Source organism: Bradyrhizobium genomosp. III, from assembly GCF_000261705.1.
Taxonomy (GTDB): domain Bacteria; phylum Pseudomonadota; class Alphaproteobacteria; order Rhizobiales; family Xanthobacteraceae; genus Bradyrhizobium; species Bradyrhizobium ottawaense.
The window spans coordinates 1-16,184 of sequence record NZ_AJQF01000347.1 but is presented as its reverse complement, the minus strand read 5'-3'; the positions used below and the strand labels follow the sequence as shown (position 1 = coordinate 16,184).

At 65.3% G+C, this 16,184-nt stretch carries 14 protein-coding genes; 3 read left to right on the top strand and 11 right to left on the bottom strand.

Annotation, left to right across the window (positions count from 1 at the left end; all coding sequences use genetic code 11):
* The 6 genes from IC66_RS0127960 to IC66_RS0127935 form a co-directional block, all read right to left on the bottom strand.
* The coding region (locus tag IC66_RS0127960; RefSeq protein ID WP_038949879.1) for an adenylate/guanylate cyclase domain-containing protein at positions 1-1,092 on the bottom strand (1,092 nt) is incomplete at its 3' end.
* Between the two features lie 164 nt (positions 1,093-1,256).
* Positions 1,257-1,664, bottom strand: a complete 408-nt coding sequence (locus tag IC66_RS0127955; protein WP_028139205.1) for a F0F1 ATP synthase subunit epsilon — start codon at positions 1,662-1,664, stop codon at positions 1,257-1,259.
* An 87-nt stretch (positions 1,665-1,751) separates the two neighbouring features.
* Entirely contained in the window at positions 1,752-3,194 is a 1,443-nt protein-coding gene (atpD, locus tag IC66_RS0127950) for a F0F1 ATP synthase subunit beta (RefSeq protein ID WP_018318856.1), read from the bottom strand.
* A gap of 52 nt (positions 3,195-3,246) precedes the next feature.
* Positions 3,247-4,122: a F0F1 ATP synthase subunit gamma gene (locus IC66_RS0127945; RefSeq protein ID WP_018318857.1), complete on the bottom strand. Its 876-nt coding sequence runs from the start codon at positions 4,120-4,122 to the stop codon at positions 3,247-3,249.
* A gap of 178 nt (positions 4,123-4,300) precedes the next feature.
* Entirely contained in the window at positions 4,301-5,830 is a 1,530-nt protein-coding gene (gene atpA, locus IC66_RS0127940) for a F0F1 ATP synthase subunit alpha (protein ID WP_028139207.1), read from the bottom strand.
* Positions 5,830-6,390, bottom strand: a complete 561-nt coding sequence (locus tag IC66_RS0127935) for a F0F1 ATP synthase subunit delta (RefSeq protein ID WP_038949878.1) — start codon at positions 6,388-6,390, stop codon at positions 5,830-5,832. Before IC66_RS0127935 ends, atpA begins: the two co-directional genes overlap by 1 nt.
* A 685-nt stretch (positions 6,391-7,075) precedes the next feature.
* Here IC66_RS0127935 and IC66_RS0127930 point away from each other — a divergent pair.
* Positions 7,076-7,576 (top strand): septal ring lytic transglycosylase RlpA family protein, encoded by a 501-nt coding sequence (locus IC66_RS0127930; RefSeq protein WP_028139209.1) that lies wholly within the window; start codon positions 7,076-7,078, stop codon positions 7,574-7,576.
* A 283-nt stretch (positions 7,577-7,859) separates the two neighbouring features.
* Here IC66_RS0127930 and IC66_RS0127925 read toward each other — a convergent pair whose 3' ends face one another.
* Positions 7,860-10,070 carry a primosomal protein N' gene (locus IC66_RS0127925; RefSeq protein ID WP_038949877.1) on the bottom strand — a complete coding sequence of 737 codons (2,211 nt, stop codon included), beginning with the start codon at positions 10,068-10,070 and terminating at the stop codon, positions 7,860-7,862.
* A 111-nt stretch (positions 10,071-10,181) separates the two neighbouring features.
* Between IC66_RS0127925 and IC66_RS0127920 the strand changes: the two genes are divergently transcribed.
* Positions 10,182-11,147 (top strand): tyrosine recombinase XerC, encoded by a 966-nt coding sequence (locus tag IC66_RS0127920; RefSeq protein ID WP_028139211.1) that lies wholly within the window; start codon positions 10,182-10,184, stop codon positions 11,145-11,147.
* Between the two features lie 100 nt (positions 11,148-11,247).
* Positions 11,248-11,838, top strand: a complete 591-nt coding sequence (locus IC66_RS0127915; RefSeq protein WP_028139212.1) for a DUF4337 domain-containing protein — start codon at positions 11,248-11,250, stop codon at positions 11,836-11,838.
* Between the two features lie 180 nt (positions 11,839-12,018).
* Here IC66_RS0127915 and IC66_RS0127910 read toward each other — a convergent pair whose 3' ends face one another.
* From IC66_RS0127910 to odhB, 4 genes are all read right to left on the bottom strand, one after another.
* Complete coding sequence (locus IC66_RS0127910; protein ID WP_028139213.1) at positions 12,019-12,549, bottom strand: hypothetical protein; 531 nt, start codon at positions 12,547-12,549, stop codon at positions 12,019-12,021.
* 34 nt (positions 12,550-12,583) lie between these two features.
* Positions 12,584-13,984 (bottom strand): dihydrolipoyl dehydrogenase, encoded by a 1,401-nt coding sequence (gene lpdA, locus IC66_RS0127905; protein WP_038949876.1) that lies wholly within the window; start codon positions 13,982-13,984, stop codon positions 12,584-12,586.
* Positions 13,985-14,041: 57 nt separating this feature from the next.
* The gene (locus IC66_RS0127900) at positions 14,042-14,791 is read right to left on the bottom strand and encodes an SDR family oxidoreductase (protein ID WP_028139215.1); all 750 of its coding nucleotides are present in this window, start codon (positions 14,789-14,791) and stop codon (positions 14,042-14,044) included.
* Positions 14,792-14,855: 64 nt separating this feature from the next.
* Positions 14,856-16,100, bottom strand: coding sequence for a 2-oxoglutarate dehydrogenase complex dihydrolipoyllysine-residue succinyltransferase (odhB, locus tag IC66_RS0127895; protein WP_038949874.1), 1,245 nt, complete (start codon positions 16,098-16,100; stop codon positions 14,856-14,858).
* Between the last annotated feature and the right edge of the window lie 84 nt (positions 16,101-16,184).

Below are 16,184 nucleotides of genomic sequence, written 5' to 3'. Positions count from 1 at the left end.
CCCCCTGCCGTGCGTGTAGACGACGTTGTTGCCGACCGCATAGAGCTCGCAGCGCCGCGGCGATTGCGCAGCATCGGCGCGCTTCTGGCACTGCTCGAGCGCGGTGTTGCGCGCGGCCTCCTCGTTCGGCTGATTCAGGGCCGAGCCGGTGAAGCCGCCGACATTGAGCGCGAAGGCCTTGTAGTCGCCGGCGGTGGAATAGTCTCCGGCAAGAAAGGTGCGGACGCGCTCGTTGATGAAGGGCACGCTGTCGGCCGCAAACTTGCCCGCTATCGGCGCGGCCGAGGGTGACGGCGCAGGCATCGGCGCCATCGCAGCGCCAGCATTCTGCGGCGCCATCGGCGACATCGGCGCCTTGGCGAGCTGCGTCGGCGCGGAGCTCGGCTCCGCGCTTGGTGCTGCGGCCGGCGTCGCCGCGACATTCGCCGTCTGCTTGAGCTTGGTGTTGTAGAGGAAGCCGGTGACGCCGATGGCGGCGATCGAGACGACTGCGACCACCAGCGGCCACATCCATACCGGCGCCGTGGCGAGCTTTGAGCCCGCCTTCTTCAGCTGCGGCTTGGTATAGCTGCCGTCCTCGCGCCGCATCGCCACCATGTAGGCATGCACCGGCGTCGGGATGTTCTTGACCTCCTGCGCGCCGATATCGGCGAACTGCACCGAGAGCTTGTTGGCGACCTGCTCATGCACTGCGCGCGAGACGCAGATGCCGCCGACCTCGGCGAGACCCTCCAGCCGCGCCGCGATGTTGACGCCGTCGCCGAGCAGATCGCCGTTGCGCTCGACCACGTCGCCGATGGTGATGCCGATGCGGAACGACATCTGCCGGCTCGGCGGATAGGCCATGTTGCGGGTCCGCAGGGATTCCTGAATGTCGATCGCGCAACGCACCGCATCGACCGCGCTCGGGAATTCCGCGAGCACGGCATCGCCCGCCGTATTGAAGATGCGCCCGCCGGCCCTCGCGATGAAATCGTCGACAACTTCGCGATAGGAGGCCAGACGCCGCAGCGTCTCCTCCTCGTCTTCCGCGACCAGTCTCGAGTAGCCGGCAATATCGGCCGCGAAAATCGCTGCGATCTTGCGTTTCATCCGCCACCGGCCCCCGGACCAAATTCGCACCGGCAGAATGCCGTTATCGGCGGCGGGGTGCAACAAAGTTTCAGCGCCCGCCACGGGTGTGACGAGCGCTGCACTTTGGTCAGGGAATGTCTTGCAGGAATTCTCGTTCGAGCCCCGGAGCGGTGCCCCGGGGCTTAGTGCATAGCCGTCGAGTTGAGCTGCTGCTGGATGCTCTTGAAGTGGTCGAGCCGCTCGATCGCCTGATCGAGCTCGCTGCCTTCGTGCTCCTTCAGCCCCTCTTCCATCTCCGAGACGGTCGCGGCGAACTGGGCGCGGTCGAGCTCGGCCAGCGATGTCGCGACGTCGGCGAGCACGGTCAGGCCCTTTTCGGAGACTTCGGCGAGACCGCCGAGCACGATGACCTTCTCATGGCGGCCAGCGGTGGTGATGGTGAGGATGCCCGGACGGATCGCGGCCACGACCGGCGCATGCCCTGCCAGCACGCCGAAATCACCCTCGACGCCGGGGATGTCGACCTGATCGACCTCGCCCGAGAAGGCGAGCTTTTCCGGAGAGACGAGATCGAAGTGGAAGGTGGCCATGGTGTACCTGCGAATGGTGAGTAGCGAATGGCGAGTGGCGAAGAGAGCAGCGCGTCTATTCGCTACTCCCCATTCGCCATTCGCGCCTTAGGCCGCTTCCGCCGCCAGCTTCTTGCCCTTCTCGACGGCTTCTTCGATCGTGCCAACCATGTAGAAGGCTGCTTCGGGCAGGTGGTCGTACTTGCCTTCCACCAGGCCCTTGAAGCCCTTGATGGTGTCGGCGAGCTCGACGAACTTGCCCGGCGATCCCGTGAAGATTTCGGCGACGTGGAACGGCTGCGACATGAAGCGCTCGACCTTGCGGGCGCGCGCCACCGTCAGCTTGTCCTCTTCCGAAAGCTCGTCCATGCCGAGAATGGCGATGATGTCCTGGAGCGCCTTGTAGCGCTGCAGCACCTGCTGGACCTGACGGGCAACCGCGTAGTGCTCCTCGCCGACGACCAGCGGGGAGAGCATGCGCGAGGTCGAGTCCAGCGGGTCCACCGCCGGATAGATGCCCTTTTCGGCGATCGAGCGCGACAGCGTGGTGGTCGCGTCAAGATGCGCGAACGAGGTCGCGGGCGCCGGGTCGGTCAAGTCGTCGGCCGGAACGTAGATGGCCTGCACCGAGGTGATCGAACCCTTCTGCGTGGTGGTGATGCGCTCCTGCAGCGCGCCCATGTCGGTGGCGAGCGTCGGCTGATAACCCACCGCCGAAGGAATGCGGCCGAGCAGCGCCGACACTTCCGAGCCGGCCTGGGTGAAGCGGAAGATGTTGTCGACGAAGAACAGCACGTCCTGGCCCTTGTCGCGGAAGTCTTCCGCGATGGTGAGACCCGTGAGCGCGACGCGGGCGCGGGCGCCGGGCGGCTCGTTCATCTGGCCGAACACCAGCGCGCACTTCGACTTCACGCTCGGATCCGGATTCTTCGGATCGGCGTTGACCTTGGATTCGATGAACTCGTGGTAGAGGTCGTTGCCCTCGCGGGTACGCTCGCCGACGCCGGCGAACACGGAGTAACCGCCGTGCGCCTTCGCGACGTTGTTGATCAGCTCCTGGATCAGCACGGTCTTGCCGACGCCGGCGCCGCCGAACAGGCCGATCTTGCCGCCCTTCGCATAGGGAGCCAGGAGATCGACGACCTTGATGCCGGTGACCAGAATTTCAGCTTCGGTCGACTGGTCGGTGTAGCTCGGCGCGTCCTGATGGATGGGGCGCAGGCCTTCGGCGTTGACCGGGCCGGCTTCGTCGATCGGCTCGCCGATGACGTTGATGATGCGGCCGAGGGTGCCTTCGCCGACGGGAACGCGGATCGGTTGGCCGGTGTCGGTCACTTCCTGGCCGCGCACCAGACCTTCGGTCACGTCCATCGCAATCGTGCGGACGGTGGACTCACCGAGATGCTGCGCAACTTCCAGCACGAGGCGGATGTTGCCGTTCTTGGTTTCCAGCGAATTGAGAATGGCCGGGAGGTGGCCCTCGAACTGAACGTCGACGACGGCGCCCATGACCTGGGTGACGCGACCGACCGGGTTAGCTGCTGTAGCCATGAAGCTCTCCTTCGAAATTCTGTACTTGAACGACCGTCGTTGAATTTGTGCGTCAGACCGCCTCGGCGCCGGAGATGATCTCGATCAGCTCCTTGGTGATCTGGGCTTGACGGGTTCGGTTGTAGATCTGGGTTTGCTTGCGGATCATTTCGCCGGCGTTGCGGGTGGCGTTGTCCATCGAGCTCATCTGCGCGCCGTAGAACGAAGCGGTGTTCTCCAGCAGCGCGCGGAAGATCTGCACCGCGATGTTGCGCGGCAGCAGGCCCGAAAGGAGTTCGTCCTCCTCCGGCTCATATTCGTAGGACGTCGACGGCGCGTTCGCCGCCTTCTCTTCCACGACCAGCGGAATGATCTGCTGCGCGGTCGGGATCTGGGCGATCACCGACTTGAACTGCGCGTAGAACAGCGTGCAGACGTCGAACTCGCCGTTCTCGAAACGGGCCAGCACCTTCCTGGCGATGTCCTCGGCGTTGACGAAACCGAGCTGACGAACGCTGCGCAGGTCGAGATGCTCGACGATCTGCTTGTCGAACTGGCGGCGGAGCTGCTCATAGCCCTTGCGGCCGACGCAGAAGAATTTGACTTCCTTGCCCTGCGCCATCAGCGCCTGGGCACGATCGCGCGCGAGACGCACGATCGAGGAGTTGAAGGCGCCGGACAGGCCGCGCTCGCCGGTGCAGACCAGCAGCAGGTGGACCTGGTCCTTGCCGGTGCCGGCAAGCAGCGCCGGCGCGCCGGGCGAACCGGCGGCAGCGCTGGCGATGTTGGAGATCACCGCGCTCATCTTGTCGGCATAGGGGCGCGCAGCTTCGGCCGCCTGTTGGGCGCGGCGCAACCTGGACGCCGCGACCATCTGCATGGCCTTGGTGATCTTTTGCGTCGCCTTGGTGGAGGCGATGCGCACGCGCATGTCTTTAAGTGACGCCATTCTTCGTTCACCCCGGCGGTTCGATCTCTCGGATCAAGCCCCTAGCCTATCCCAGTCGTCATGCCCGGGCTCGTCCCGGGCATGCACGTGCCGTCTCACACGTCGCTGGACGTGGATGGCCGGGACTTCAATTGCGAAGACGCGCTTCGCGCTTTAGCCCGGCCGCGACGGTTCTTTCTTACGCGAAGCTCTTCGCAAAACCTTCGACAACCGACTTCAGCTTGGCAGCCACGTCGTCGGAGAGGTCGCGGGTGTCGCGGATCGAATTGAGGATCTCGACGTTCTTGCCGCGCAGCAGCGACAGCAGGCCGTCCTCGAACGCGCGCACCTTGTTGACCGGGAGCGGATCGAGATAGCCGTTGGTGCCGGCCCAGATCACGCAGACCTGCTCTTCCATCTTCAGCGGCGCGAACTGCGGCTGCTTCAGGAGCTCGGTCAGGCGCGAGCCGCGGTTCAGCAGGCGCTGGGTCGAGGCGTCCAAGTCGGAGCCGAACTGCGCGAAAGCCGCCATTTCGCGGTACTGCGCCAGCTCGCCCTTGATCTTGCCGGCGACCTTCTTGGTGGCCTTGGTCTGCGCCGAGGAGCCGACGCGCGACACCGACAGACCGACGTTCACCGCGGGACGGATGCCCTGGAAGAACAGGTCGGTTTCCAGGAAGATCTGGCCGTCGGTGATCGAGATGACGTTGGTCGGAATGTAGGCCGACACGTCGTTGGCCTGGGTTTCGATGACCGGCAGTGCGGTCAGCGAGCCCGAGCCGTGATCCTTGCTGAGCTTGGCCGCGCGCTCGAGCAGACGGGAATGCAGATAGAACACGTCGCCCGGATAGGCTTCGCGGCCCGGCGGGCGGCGCAGCAGCAGCGACATCTGGCGGTAGGCGACGGCCTGCTTGGACAGATCGTCATAGATGATGACCGCGTGCATGCCGTTGTCGCGGAAGAACTCGCCCATGGTGCAGGCGGTGAACGGCGCGATGTACTGCATCGGCGCCGGATCCGACGCGGTGGCGGCGACGACGATCGAATATTCGAGCGCGCCCTGCTCTTCCAGCACCTTCACGAACTGGGCAACCGTCGAGCGCTTCTGGCCGACCGCGACGTAGACGCAGTACAGCTTGATGTTCTCGTCGGGCTGCGCGTTGAGCGGCTTCTGGTTCAGGATGGTGTCGAGCGCGATCGCGGTCTTGCCGGTCTGACGGTCGCCGATGATCAGTTCGCGCTGGCCGCGGCCGATCGGGATCAGGGCGTCGATCGCCTTGAGGCCGGTCGCCATCGGCTCGCTCACCGACTTGCGCGGAATGATGCCGGGCGCCTTGACGTCGACGCGCATGCGCTTGTCGGCCTGGATCGGGCCCTTGCCGTCGATCGGATTGCCGAGTGCGTCAACGACGCGGCCGAGCAGGCCCTTGCCGACCGGCGCGTCCACGATGGCGCGGGTGCGCTTGACGGTCTGGCCTTCCTTGATCTCACGGTCGCCGCCGAAGATCACGACGCCGACGTTGTCGGTTTCGAGGTTCAGCGCCATGCCGCGGGTGCCGTTCTCGAACTCGACCATTTCGCCGGCCTGGACGTTGTCCAGACCGTAGACGCGAGCGATACCGTCGCCGACGGACAGCACCTGTCCGACTTCGGAGACTTCAGCTTCCTGGCCGAAATTCTTGATCTGGTCCTTGAGGATCGCGGAAATTTCCGCGGCGCGGATGTCCATCAGCCTGCCTCTTTCATCGCGTGCTTGATCGAATTGAGTTTGGTGCGAAGCGAACTATCGATCATGCGGCTGCCGAGCTTGACGACGAGGCCACCGATGATCGAGGGATCGACATTCACGTTGAGCGCGACGTCCTTGCCGGTCACCGACTTCAGGGCAACCTTGAGGGCGTCGAGATTCTTGTCCGAAAGCGTTTCCGCCACGGTGATGTCGGCCGTCACCTCGCCCTTGAACCTGGCGACCAGGGCCCGGTAGGCGCGAATGACGTCGACCACCGCGAACAGGCGGCGATTGGCGGTCAGGACTTTCAGGAAATTGGCGGAGATGCCGGCGATGCCGGCCTTGGCCAGCACGGCCGACAGGGCCTTGGACTGGGCATCGGCTGCGAAAACCGGGCTGCGGACGAGGCGCCTCAGATCGGCGCTCTCGTTCAGCATGGCCTCGAATTTCTCGAGATCGGCTTTGACCTCGTCGACCACTTTCTGGTCGCGGGCCAGTTCAAACAAGGCCGTTGCATAACGGCCGGACACACCTGAAACGGACGTATCTTCTGCAGCCACAGACGCGCTCTTTTTGCTGTCAAACTCGCAAGGGAAAAACCGTCGCCACAAAGCGGCGCCAAGCGATCCAAGCCCTTGGAATTCAAGCGGGACTTCGATTTCCGGCCGACACGGGACGTGCCGGATCCGTTAAAATCGCGGCTTTGCTAACATAGCAGGCGCGCAGGTGCAACATGACGCCAAATTAAAGGCACGAGGTTCTGTCGCCAGTTCGTCGCACGCTGGATGCATCGATCACTACCCGATCCGACGACCGCTATCAGGGACTTGAGCAGGGACATGGTGACGAGGTGCCCGTCACGGAATTTTCGCGGGGGTTCTGCCGTGCCTCGCCTTGTTGGTTCCTGCTCTCAGCGCATAGCGGCCATGAACACGGATCGCTGAGGCGTGATCCCCGCCTCGCCGGCTCCACTCGCCGAATACTTACCCAATTCTAAATGCTCAAGGTGATGACTTCGTTTTTACAGTATTTCGAAGTATTAAGTGAATTAACAAATCGTTAAAGGCGAAGATTACGGAACATCCGCTGAATATGTCGTCGCGGTAACAAGATGTTTCATGACGACACAGAATGGATTTACTGCCCAATTCACGCCTCATTAGGAATCGAAACGCCAACCCGCTCACAAACTGATGGGGGCTCCACTAGCCACATGTGTGGCAATACTAGCTTAGGGACCACTAAATGCTGTCTTTGAAGACGCTGGGCTTTGTGACCCGGCCACGCACGGCGATTGCTTTCGTAGCCGCAACTCTCCTCATCGGTGGAACTGCCACCGAAGCTTCCGCCAAATCCCGGCATCACCGGCATCATCATCACCGCCACCACGCTCAGACCGATACCAACGCGACCTCCGATTGGCGCAACGCCAATGCGTCGATGACGCCGACCTCGGGCACGGGCCACAGCTTCTCCGGCGTGGCCTCCTTTTACGGCAACGAGTCCGGCAGCCGCACGGCCTCGGGCCAGCGCTTCAACCAGAACGCCCTGACCGCGGCGCACCGCTCGCTGCCGTTCGGCACCAAGCTGCGCGTCACCCACCGCGGCCAGAGCGTTGTCGTCACCATCAATGACCGCGGCCCGTTCATTCGCGGCCGGGTTCTCGACCTCTCCACGGGCGCTGCCCGCGCCATCGGCCTCACCGGCGCCGGCGTCGGCCGCGTCACCGCGGAAGTCGTCTCCTAAGGCGCAACAAAGCGTCTCATCGAGCGCGCGCAGTTTTCATCAGTTTGATGCGCGCATGAAACAAGCCCGCGGTCTTGGGGGACCGCGGGCTTTTTTATTGGTTTATTGGCTCGTCATCGCCGCTCGTGTCCCGGACAAGCTGCAACGCGTGAGCGTTGCGGCGCAGAGCCGGGACCCAGAGCAACACGGTGCAGCATGGCGCCATGGGCCCCGGCCCAGCAGCGCAGCGCTGAAGGGCGCTGCACTGCGTCCGGGGCACGAGAGGGGAGAGAGCGGTGGCCCGCTATAAGAAGCTCTGCGGATCGACGTCGACTTCGAGCTTCTGATTGCCCGTCGGCTTCGGGCAGACGGCGAGCCAATTGCGCAAATAGTCCGACAGATCGAAACCGCGCGCCGATTTCACCAGGATGCGGAAGCGGTAGCGGCCCTTGATCACGGCGAGCGGCGCTTCCGCAGGTCCCAGCACCACCACGCGCTCGTCGCGCGGGGCGAGCGCGACGAGGCGGCGGCCGAGACCCTCGGCGCTCGGGCGGTCGCCGGCGGAGATGATCAGGCTGGCGAGCCGGCCGAACGGCGGATACAGCGTGCGCTCGCGCAGATCGATCTCGCTGTCGTAAAAGGCCTCGCGGTCGCAGGCGATCAGCGCCTTCATCACGGGATGATCGGGCTGGTGGGTCTGGAGATAGCCGACGCCGCGGCCCTGCTCGCGCCCGGCGCGGCCGATCACCTGGTTGAGCAATTGCCAGGTGCGTTCCGCCGCACGCGGATCGCCGTTGGAAAGACCAAGATCCGCATCGACCACGCCGACCAGATTGAGCCGCGGGAAATTGTGGCCCTTGGCCACGAGCTGCGTGCCGATGATGATGTCGACGCGGCCCTCCGCGATCTCGGCAAGCTCCGAGCGCATCGTCTCGATCGAGGTGATGAGATCGCTCGACAGCACCATGGTGCGCGCCTGCGGAAACAGCGCCGCCGCCTCCTCCTGCAGGCGCTCGACGCCCGGGCCGACCGCGACCAGCGATTCCTCGGCCGAGCAATTCGGGCAGAGATGCGGACGCGGCATCGAGAAGCCGCAATGATGGCAGACCAGGCGCTGACGGAAACGGTGATCGACCAGCCAGGCATCGCAGATGGTGCAGGCGAAGCGATGGCCGCAGCCGCGGCACAGGGTCAGCGGCGCATAGCCGCGGCGATTGAGGAACAGCAGCGCCTGCTCGCGTTTCTCGATCGCTTTTCTGATCTCCCCGGCGAGCCGCGGCGAGATGAAGCGGCCGCGCGCCGGCGGCTCCCGGCGCATGTCGATGGCCTCGATATGCGGCATGTGCTGGCCACCGAAGCGCGAGGGCAGCGCGATGCGCTGATAGCGGTTCTTGCGCGCATTGACCTCGGACTCGACCGACGGCGTCGCCGAGGCCAGCACGACCGGGATCTTGGCGATATGCGCGCGCACCACCGCCATGTCGCGGGCGTGATAATGCACGCCCTCGTCCTGCTTGTAGGCCTGGTCGTGCTCCTCATCGACGACGATCAGCCCGAGATTGGCGTAGGGGAGAAACAGCGCCGAGCGTGCGCCGACCACGACCGGCGCGCTCCCTCCCGAGATCGCCGCCCAGTTCCGCGCGCGCGTGCGCGGCGTCAGCTCGGAATGCCATTCGATCGGCCGTACGCCGAAACGTCGCGCGAAGCGATCGAGGAACTGGCCGGTGAGCGCGATCTCCGGCATCAGGATCAGCGATTGCCTGCCGCGGCGGATGGCTTCCGCGATCGCCTCGAAATAGACCTCGGTCTTGCCGGAGCCGGTGACGCCGTCGAGCAATGCGACATGGAAGGTGCCGTTGGCGGCGAGCGCGCGCATCGTGTCGACCGCGGCGCGCTGCAGCGGGGTAAAGTCCGGCCGGCCGAAATCCGGATCGGGCACCGGCGGCGGCGGAGGCGGCGGCATCGGCTCGACCGTGAGCGTGCCCTCGTCGACGAGCCCGTCGATCACGCCTGAGGAGACGCCGGCTTCCTTGGCGGCTTCGGACTTGCCGTGGAGCAGCCGGTCCGACAGCACCTCGATCACGCGCTGGCGCGCCGGCGTCAGTCTTTTCGGCGGGTCGCCGACCAGGCGCACGCCGGGGCGCACCCGCTCGGGGCCGAGATTCTCGCCCATCCGCAGGCACATGCGCAGCACCATGCCGCGCGGGCTCAGCGTGTAATTGGCGACCCAGTCGACCACGGACCGCAGCTCGGGCTTGAGCGGCGGGATATCGAGCTTCTCGTTGACCTCCTTGAGACGGTTGTGCAGGCGCGGATCGGGATTGGCGTTCTCTCCCCAGACCACGGCCAGCACCTCGCGCGGCCCGAGCGGCACGGCGACGAGATCGCCCGCCTTCAGCTCCATCCCGCGCGGCACCTTGTAGGAATAGGTCTGGTCGAGCGCGACCGGCACCAGCACGTCGACCATGCCGGTCGCGTTGGTGGGGGCGGTGGTGCTGCGCGAGGTGTGATCCATGAACGAAGAATCGGAACCGGGGGCCTCAAGGCTAGCGCCCTGAGGCGGCCTTAGCGAACGATAAACGGGTGTGATGCGATATACTGGGTGGAATCACCACGTCCAGTGCGCATGAGCAAAGCCGTCGCCCCACAAATCGAGCTCGCCAGCGCCGATCCCTCGATCGCGCAGGAGATGACGCGCTGGCTGTCGCATCTCGGCGCCGAGCGGCGGTTGTCGCCGAAGACGCTGGAAGCCTATGGCCGCGACTTGCGGCAGTGCCTGGATTTCCTCTGCAGCCACTGGGGGGAACGCGTGACGCTTGAGCGCTTCGCCGCGCTGGAAGCCACCGACGTCCGCGCCTTCATGGCAATGCGCCGCGCCGACGACATTGCCGGCCGCAGCTTGATGCGCGCGCTGGCGGGCCTGCGCTCCTTCGGCCGCTTCCTCGAGCGCGAGGGCAAGGGCAAGGTCGGCGCACTCTCGGCGATCCGCGCGCCGAAGGTGGCCAAGACCTTGCCGAAGCCGCTGCCGATGGCATCGGCCAAGCGCCTTGCCGATGCCGACGAGCGGGCGGGCGAGGATCGCGAGACCTGGATTTTGGCGCGCGACGCTGCCGTGATGGCGTTGCTCTACGGCTCCGGCCTGCGCATCTCCGAAGCGCTCGGGCTGAAGCGCCGCGAGGTGCCGCGTCCCGGCGAGGGCGACGTGCTGATCGTGACCGGCAAAGGCAACAAGACCCGCATGGTGCCGGTGCTGCAGAACGTGCTCGAGCTCGTGCAGGAATACGTCGCGATGTGCCCGTATCCGTTGCCCGCCGAGGGCCCCATCTTCGTCGGCGCGCGCGGCGGGCCCTTGAGCCCACGCATCATCCAGCTCGCGATGGAGCGGCTGCGCGGCGCACTCGGCCTGCCCGACAGCGCGACGCCGCACGCGCTCCGGCATTCCTTCGCCACGCATCTGTTGTCACGCGGCGGGGACTTACGCGCCATCCAGGAATTGCTCGGCCATTCCTCGCTCTCGACCACGCAGATCTATACCGGAATCGATTCCGAGCGCCTGCTGGAAGTCTATGCCAGCGCGCATCCAAGGCGCTGAACGCCACTGATTCCTGACATGAAGCTGTCACAGCGAGCGTGCCTCTTGCGCTCGCCGCGCGGTTCGGTCAATCGTTGCGGAACCGAGGCAGGAGAGACTGATGAGCGCACATGAAAGCATGGAGCATGCCGAGCACGCCGAACACGCGTCCGGCTCGAACAAGAAGATCGCGCTCCTGATCGCCGTGCTGGCGCTGTTCCTGGCGATCTCGGAGACGCTCGGCAAGGGCGCCCAGACCGAATCCATCAGCAAGAACGTCGAGGGCGCCAATCTCTGGGCGTTCTTCCAGGCCAAGAGCATCCGCCGTACCGTGGTGGTGACCGCGGCCGAGCAGGGCAAGCTGACGCTGGCCGGCACCACCGACGACGCCATGAAGGCGACGGTGCAGAAGCAGATCGACGACTGGACCAAGACCGCGCAGCGCTACCGCTCCGAGCCCGAGACCGGCGAAGGCACCGAGCAGCTCGCCGAGAAGGCCAAGCATGCCGAGCACGAGCGCGACGAGGCGACCGCGAAATACCATCACTTCGAGCTGGCCTCGGCCGCCTTCCAGATCGGCATCGTGCTGGCCTCGGCCACCATCATCACCGGCATGTTCGCGCTGGCCTATGTCGCCGGCATCCTGACGCTCGGCGGCCTGCTCATGACCGCGCTCGGCCTGTGGTGGCCGCATCTGGTGCATTTGCATTAGTTGGCGCAGGCGGCCGCGCTACGAACTCCGTCATCCTGAGGTGCGAGGCGCGCGAGGCACAGCATCGCGCGGGGAGCCTCGAAGGATGAACGGCCACCGCTATGGCTGCATGGAAACATTCGGGCCGTCGCCCTTCGAGGGCCGCTGAAGAAGCGGCCGCCTCAGGGTGACGGTCAGAGATCACCGCGCCTGGTGCACGCTCTTCCTGAAGCGCTGGATCACACGCAGCGTGCGTGACGACCAGCCCTCGCCGTTGCCGGCGATCAGCTCGCGGATACGGCGCTTGATCGGGTCGACCAGCTCGGCGGCCTTGGCGCGGACCTTCATCACCAGATCGTAGATCCGCTCGAACCAGTGCATCTCCAAAAGCTTGTCGCGCGTCACGTCGAACACGAAGGCGGTGACGCCGACGCCGAGCAGCTTCGCGAAAACGATCGTGAAGACCGCGCTGGTCCAGTATTCATGCGTGAGCAGCCACAGGCCGACCAGCTTGAGCGGAAACAGCGGGACGATGGGGACCGCGAACACGATCAGCGTCATGGCCGGCGACAGCGCATCGACGCGCTCCGTCAGCCATTGCTTGAAACGTGCGAGCGGGACGGCTGCGACAACCCGCGCAACGATCGGCTCGAGATGGTCCCACAGCCAGGCTTCGATCAGGAAGACGATCGCAAGCAGGACCCAGACCGGTTGAAGAAGGCGGCGCAGCATGTGTTTCCCGCCCGATTCGGCGCTGGGCGCTTGGCTACATATGGATGGCCCGCTTGCCGACTGCAAGCGCGGCTTCCTTGATGGCCTCCGAGCGGGTCGGATGCGCGTGGCAGGTGCGCGCGAGATCTTCCGCACTGCCGCCAAACTCCATGAGAACACAGGCCTCATGGATCATTTCGCCGGCTTCGCGGCCGATAATGTGCACGCCGAGCACGCGATCGGTCTTCGCATCTGCGAGAATCTTCACAAAGCCGTCAGTGGTCTGGTTGACCTTGGAGCGGCCGTTGGCGGTAAAGGGAAATTTCCCGACGGTATAAGCCACGCCCGCCTGCTTCAGTTCCTCCTCGGTCTTGCCGACGGAGGACACTTCCGGCGTGGTATACACGACGCCTGGGATCACATCGTAATTCACGTGGCCGGCCTGGCCGGCGATGATCTCGGCCACCGCCACGCCTTCATCCTCGGCCTTGTGCGCGAGCATCGGGCCTGCGACGACGTCGCCGATCGCATAGACGCCCTTCACGCTGGTGGCGAAGTGCGGATCGATCTGCACACGGCCGCGATTGTCCAGCGCGACGCCGGCTTCCTTCAGGCCGAGCGCGTCGGTGTAGGGCACGCGGCCGATACAGACCAGAACGACGTCGGCTTCGAGCGTCTCGGCGGCGCCGCCGGCGGCGGGTTCGATGGTCGCCTTCAGCGTCTTGCCTGAGCCGTCGACGGCGGTGACCTTGGCGCCAAGCTTGAACGCAAAGCCCTGCTTTTCCAGGATGCGCTGGAATTGCTTGGCGATCTCGCCGTCCATGCCGGGCAGGATGCGATCCAGGAATTCGACGACGACGACTTCGGCGCCGAGACGGTGCCAGACCGAGCCGAGCTCGAGGCCGATCACGCCGGCGCCGACGATCAAGAGCTTGCCGGGCACCTTGTCGAGCGACAGCGCGCCGGTCGAGGACACGATGCGCTTCTCGTCGATCTCGATGCCCTTGAGGCGCGCGATGTCCGAACCGGTCGCGATCACGATGCTCTTCGTTTCGATCGTCTGCGACTTGCCGTCGGCGGAGACCGCGACCTTGCCGGTCCCCAAGATCTTGCCGGTGCCCTTGAGCACGTCGATCTTGTTCTTCTTCATCAGGAACTCGACGCCCTTGACGTTGCCGTCGATGCCCTGCTGCTTGAAGTTCATCATCGCGGGAAGATCGAGCTTCGGCGAGGAGACCGACACGCCCATCTTGGCGAAGGAGTGCCCGGCTTCCTCGAACATCTCGGACGCGTGCAGCAGCGCCTTCGACGGCATGCAGCCGACATTGAGGCAGGTGCCGCCGAGGGTTGCGTTCTTTTCGACCACGGCGACTTTCATGCCGAGCTGGGCTGCGCGCACCGCGCAGACATAACCGCCCGGTCCGGTGCCGATGACGACGAGATCGTAGGTAGCCATGAGAGAAAGTCCCGTAAGGTTAGGCGTGATGAGGATGTGTCAGCGTCCGCCGGTGCGTCAGCGTCCGCCGGACACATCGAGAATGGCTGAGGTGACATAGGAGGCCTCGTCCGACATCAGCCAGACGATGGCATTGGCGATTTCATCCGATGTGCCGACGCGCTTCATCGGCACCAGATGGGCCAGACGATGGGCGCGATCGGGCTCGCCGCCGGCGGCGTGGATTTCGGTGTCGATCAGGCCGGGGCGGATCGCGGCGACGCGGATGCCTTCGGCTGCGACTTCATGGCCAAGACCGATGGTGAAGGAATCCACCGCGCCCTTGGACGCGGCGTAATCGACATAGGTGTTGGGCGAGCCGAGCTTGGCGGCGACCGACGACAGATTGACGATGACGCCGCCGTTGCCGCCGTGCTTGGTCGACATCCGCTTCACCGCTTCGCGCGCGCAGAGGATCGACCCGGTGACGTTGACCGCCATGACGCGCTGGATGCGCTCGGCCGACATCTCGTCGACCCGCACGCCGCTCTGGCCGACGATGCCGCCATTGTTGACGAGCGCCCCTAACGTGCCGAACTTGTCGGCCGCCTTGAACAGCGCGAGGATGTCGCTTTCCTCGGCCACATCGCATTTCACCGCGATCGCCTTGCCATTGCTGGCCTCGATCAGCGCGACCACCTCGTCGGCGGCCTTCTTGTTGCTGGCGTAACCGACCACGACACGAAAGCCGCGCGCGGCCGCCGCAATCGCAGTCGCCCGCCCGATGCCGCGGCTGCCGCCGGTGATGACAACGACTTTATCCGTCACGCGCGCCTCCATGGTTCGACACGCGCCGTCGCGAATGGCGACGGCGCTCGCAGAGCATCAGGGATCAGAGATCGAGCACCAGGCGCGCCGGATCTTCCAGGCTCTCCTTGACGCGAACCAGGAAGGTGACGGCTTCCTTGCCGTCGATCACGCGGTGATCATAGGACAGTGCCAGATACATCATCGGGCGGACCTCGATCTTGCCGCCGACGGCCATCGGCCGCTCCTGGATCTTGTGCATGCCGAGGATGCCGGACTGCGGCGCGTTCAGGATCGGGGTCGACATCAGCGAGCCGTAGATGCCGCCATTGGTGATGGTGAAGGTGCCGCCCTGCATCTCGTCGATCTTGAGCTGGCCGTCCCGGGCGCGGCGGCCGAAATCGGCGATGCCCTTCTCGATGTCAGCGATCGACTTGTGGTCGCAGTCGCGCACTACGGGCACGACGAGGCCCTTGTCGGTGCCGACGGCGACACCGATGTGGTAGTAGTTCTTGTAGATCAAATCGGTGCCGTCGATCTCGGCGTTGACGGCCGGGATGTCCTTCAGCGCCTGCACGACGGCCTTGGTGAAGAAGCCCATGAAGCCGAGCTTGGAGCCGTGCTTCTTCTCGAACGCATCCTTGTAGTGGGCACGCAGCGCCATCACGTTGGTCATGTCGACCTCGTTGAAGGTCGTCAGCATGGCCGCGGTGTTCTGCACGTCCTTGAGGCGGCGCGCGATGGTCTGGCGCAGGCGGGTCATCTTGACGCGCTCTTCGCGGGCGGCATCGTCGGCCGGTGACGGGCTGCGCATCTGCACGGCGGCGGCGGGCTGGTTGACCGGGGTCGGCGCGGAGGCCGCACGCTCGATCGCGGCGAGCATGTCGCCCTTGGTGACGCGGCCGTCCTTGCCGGAGCCCGGAACGGTGGAGGCATCGACGCCGGTCTCAGCCGAGAGCTTGCGCACGGACGGGGCGAGCGGTGCGTCGGCCGGCGGCGCCTTCGCGGCCGGGGCCGGGGCGGAAGCAGCAGCGGCGGCAGGAGCGGCAGCGGCGGGCTTGGCGGGAGCAGCGGCGGGCTTGGCAGCGCCTGCGGCGCCTTCCGTGATCTGGCCGAGCAGCGCGCCGACCGCGACGGTGGCGCCATCGGCGGCGATGATCTCGCTCAGCGTGCCGGCGGAGGGCGCCGGGACCTCGATGGTGACCTTGTCGGTCTCGAGCTCCACCAAGGGCTCGTCGACGGCGACGGGGTCGCCGGCCTTCTTGAACCAGCGGCCGATGGTGGCCTCGGTGACGGATTCGCCGAGCGTCGGCACACGAATTTCAGTCATGGTCTTTTCCTTAAGGGATCGCCGGTGCGGTCATAAGTCGGTCGTCAATGGCCCGCGAAAAGCAAGCCATCCAGCGAGCCGGGA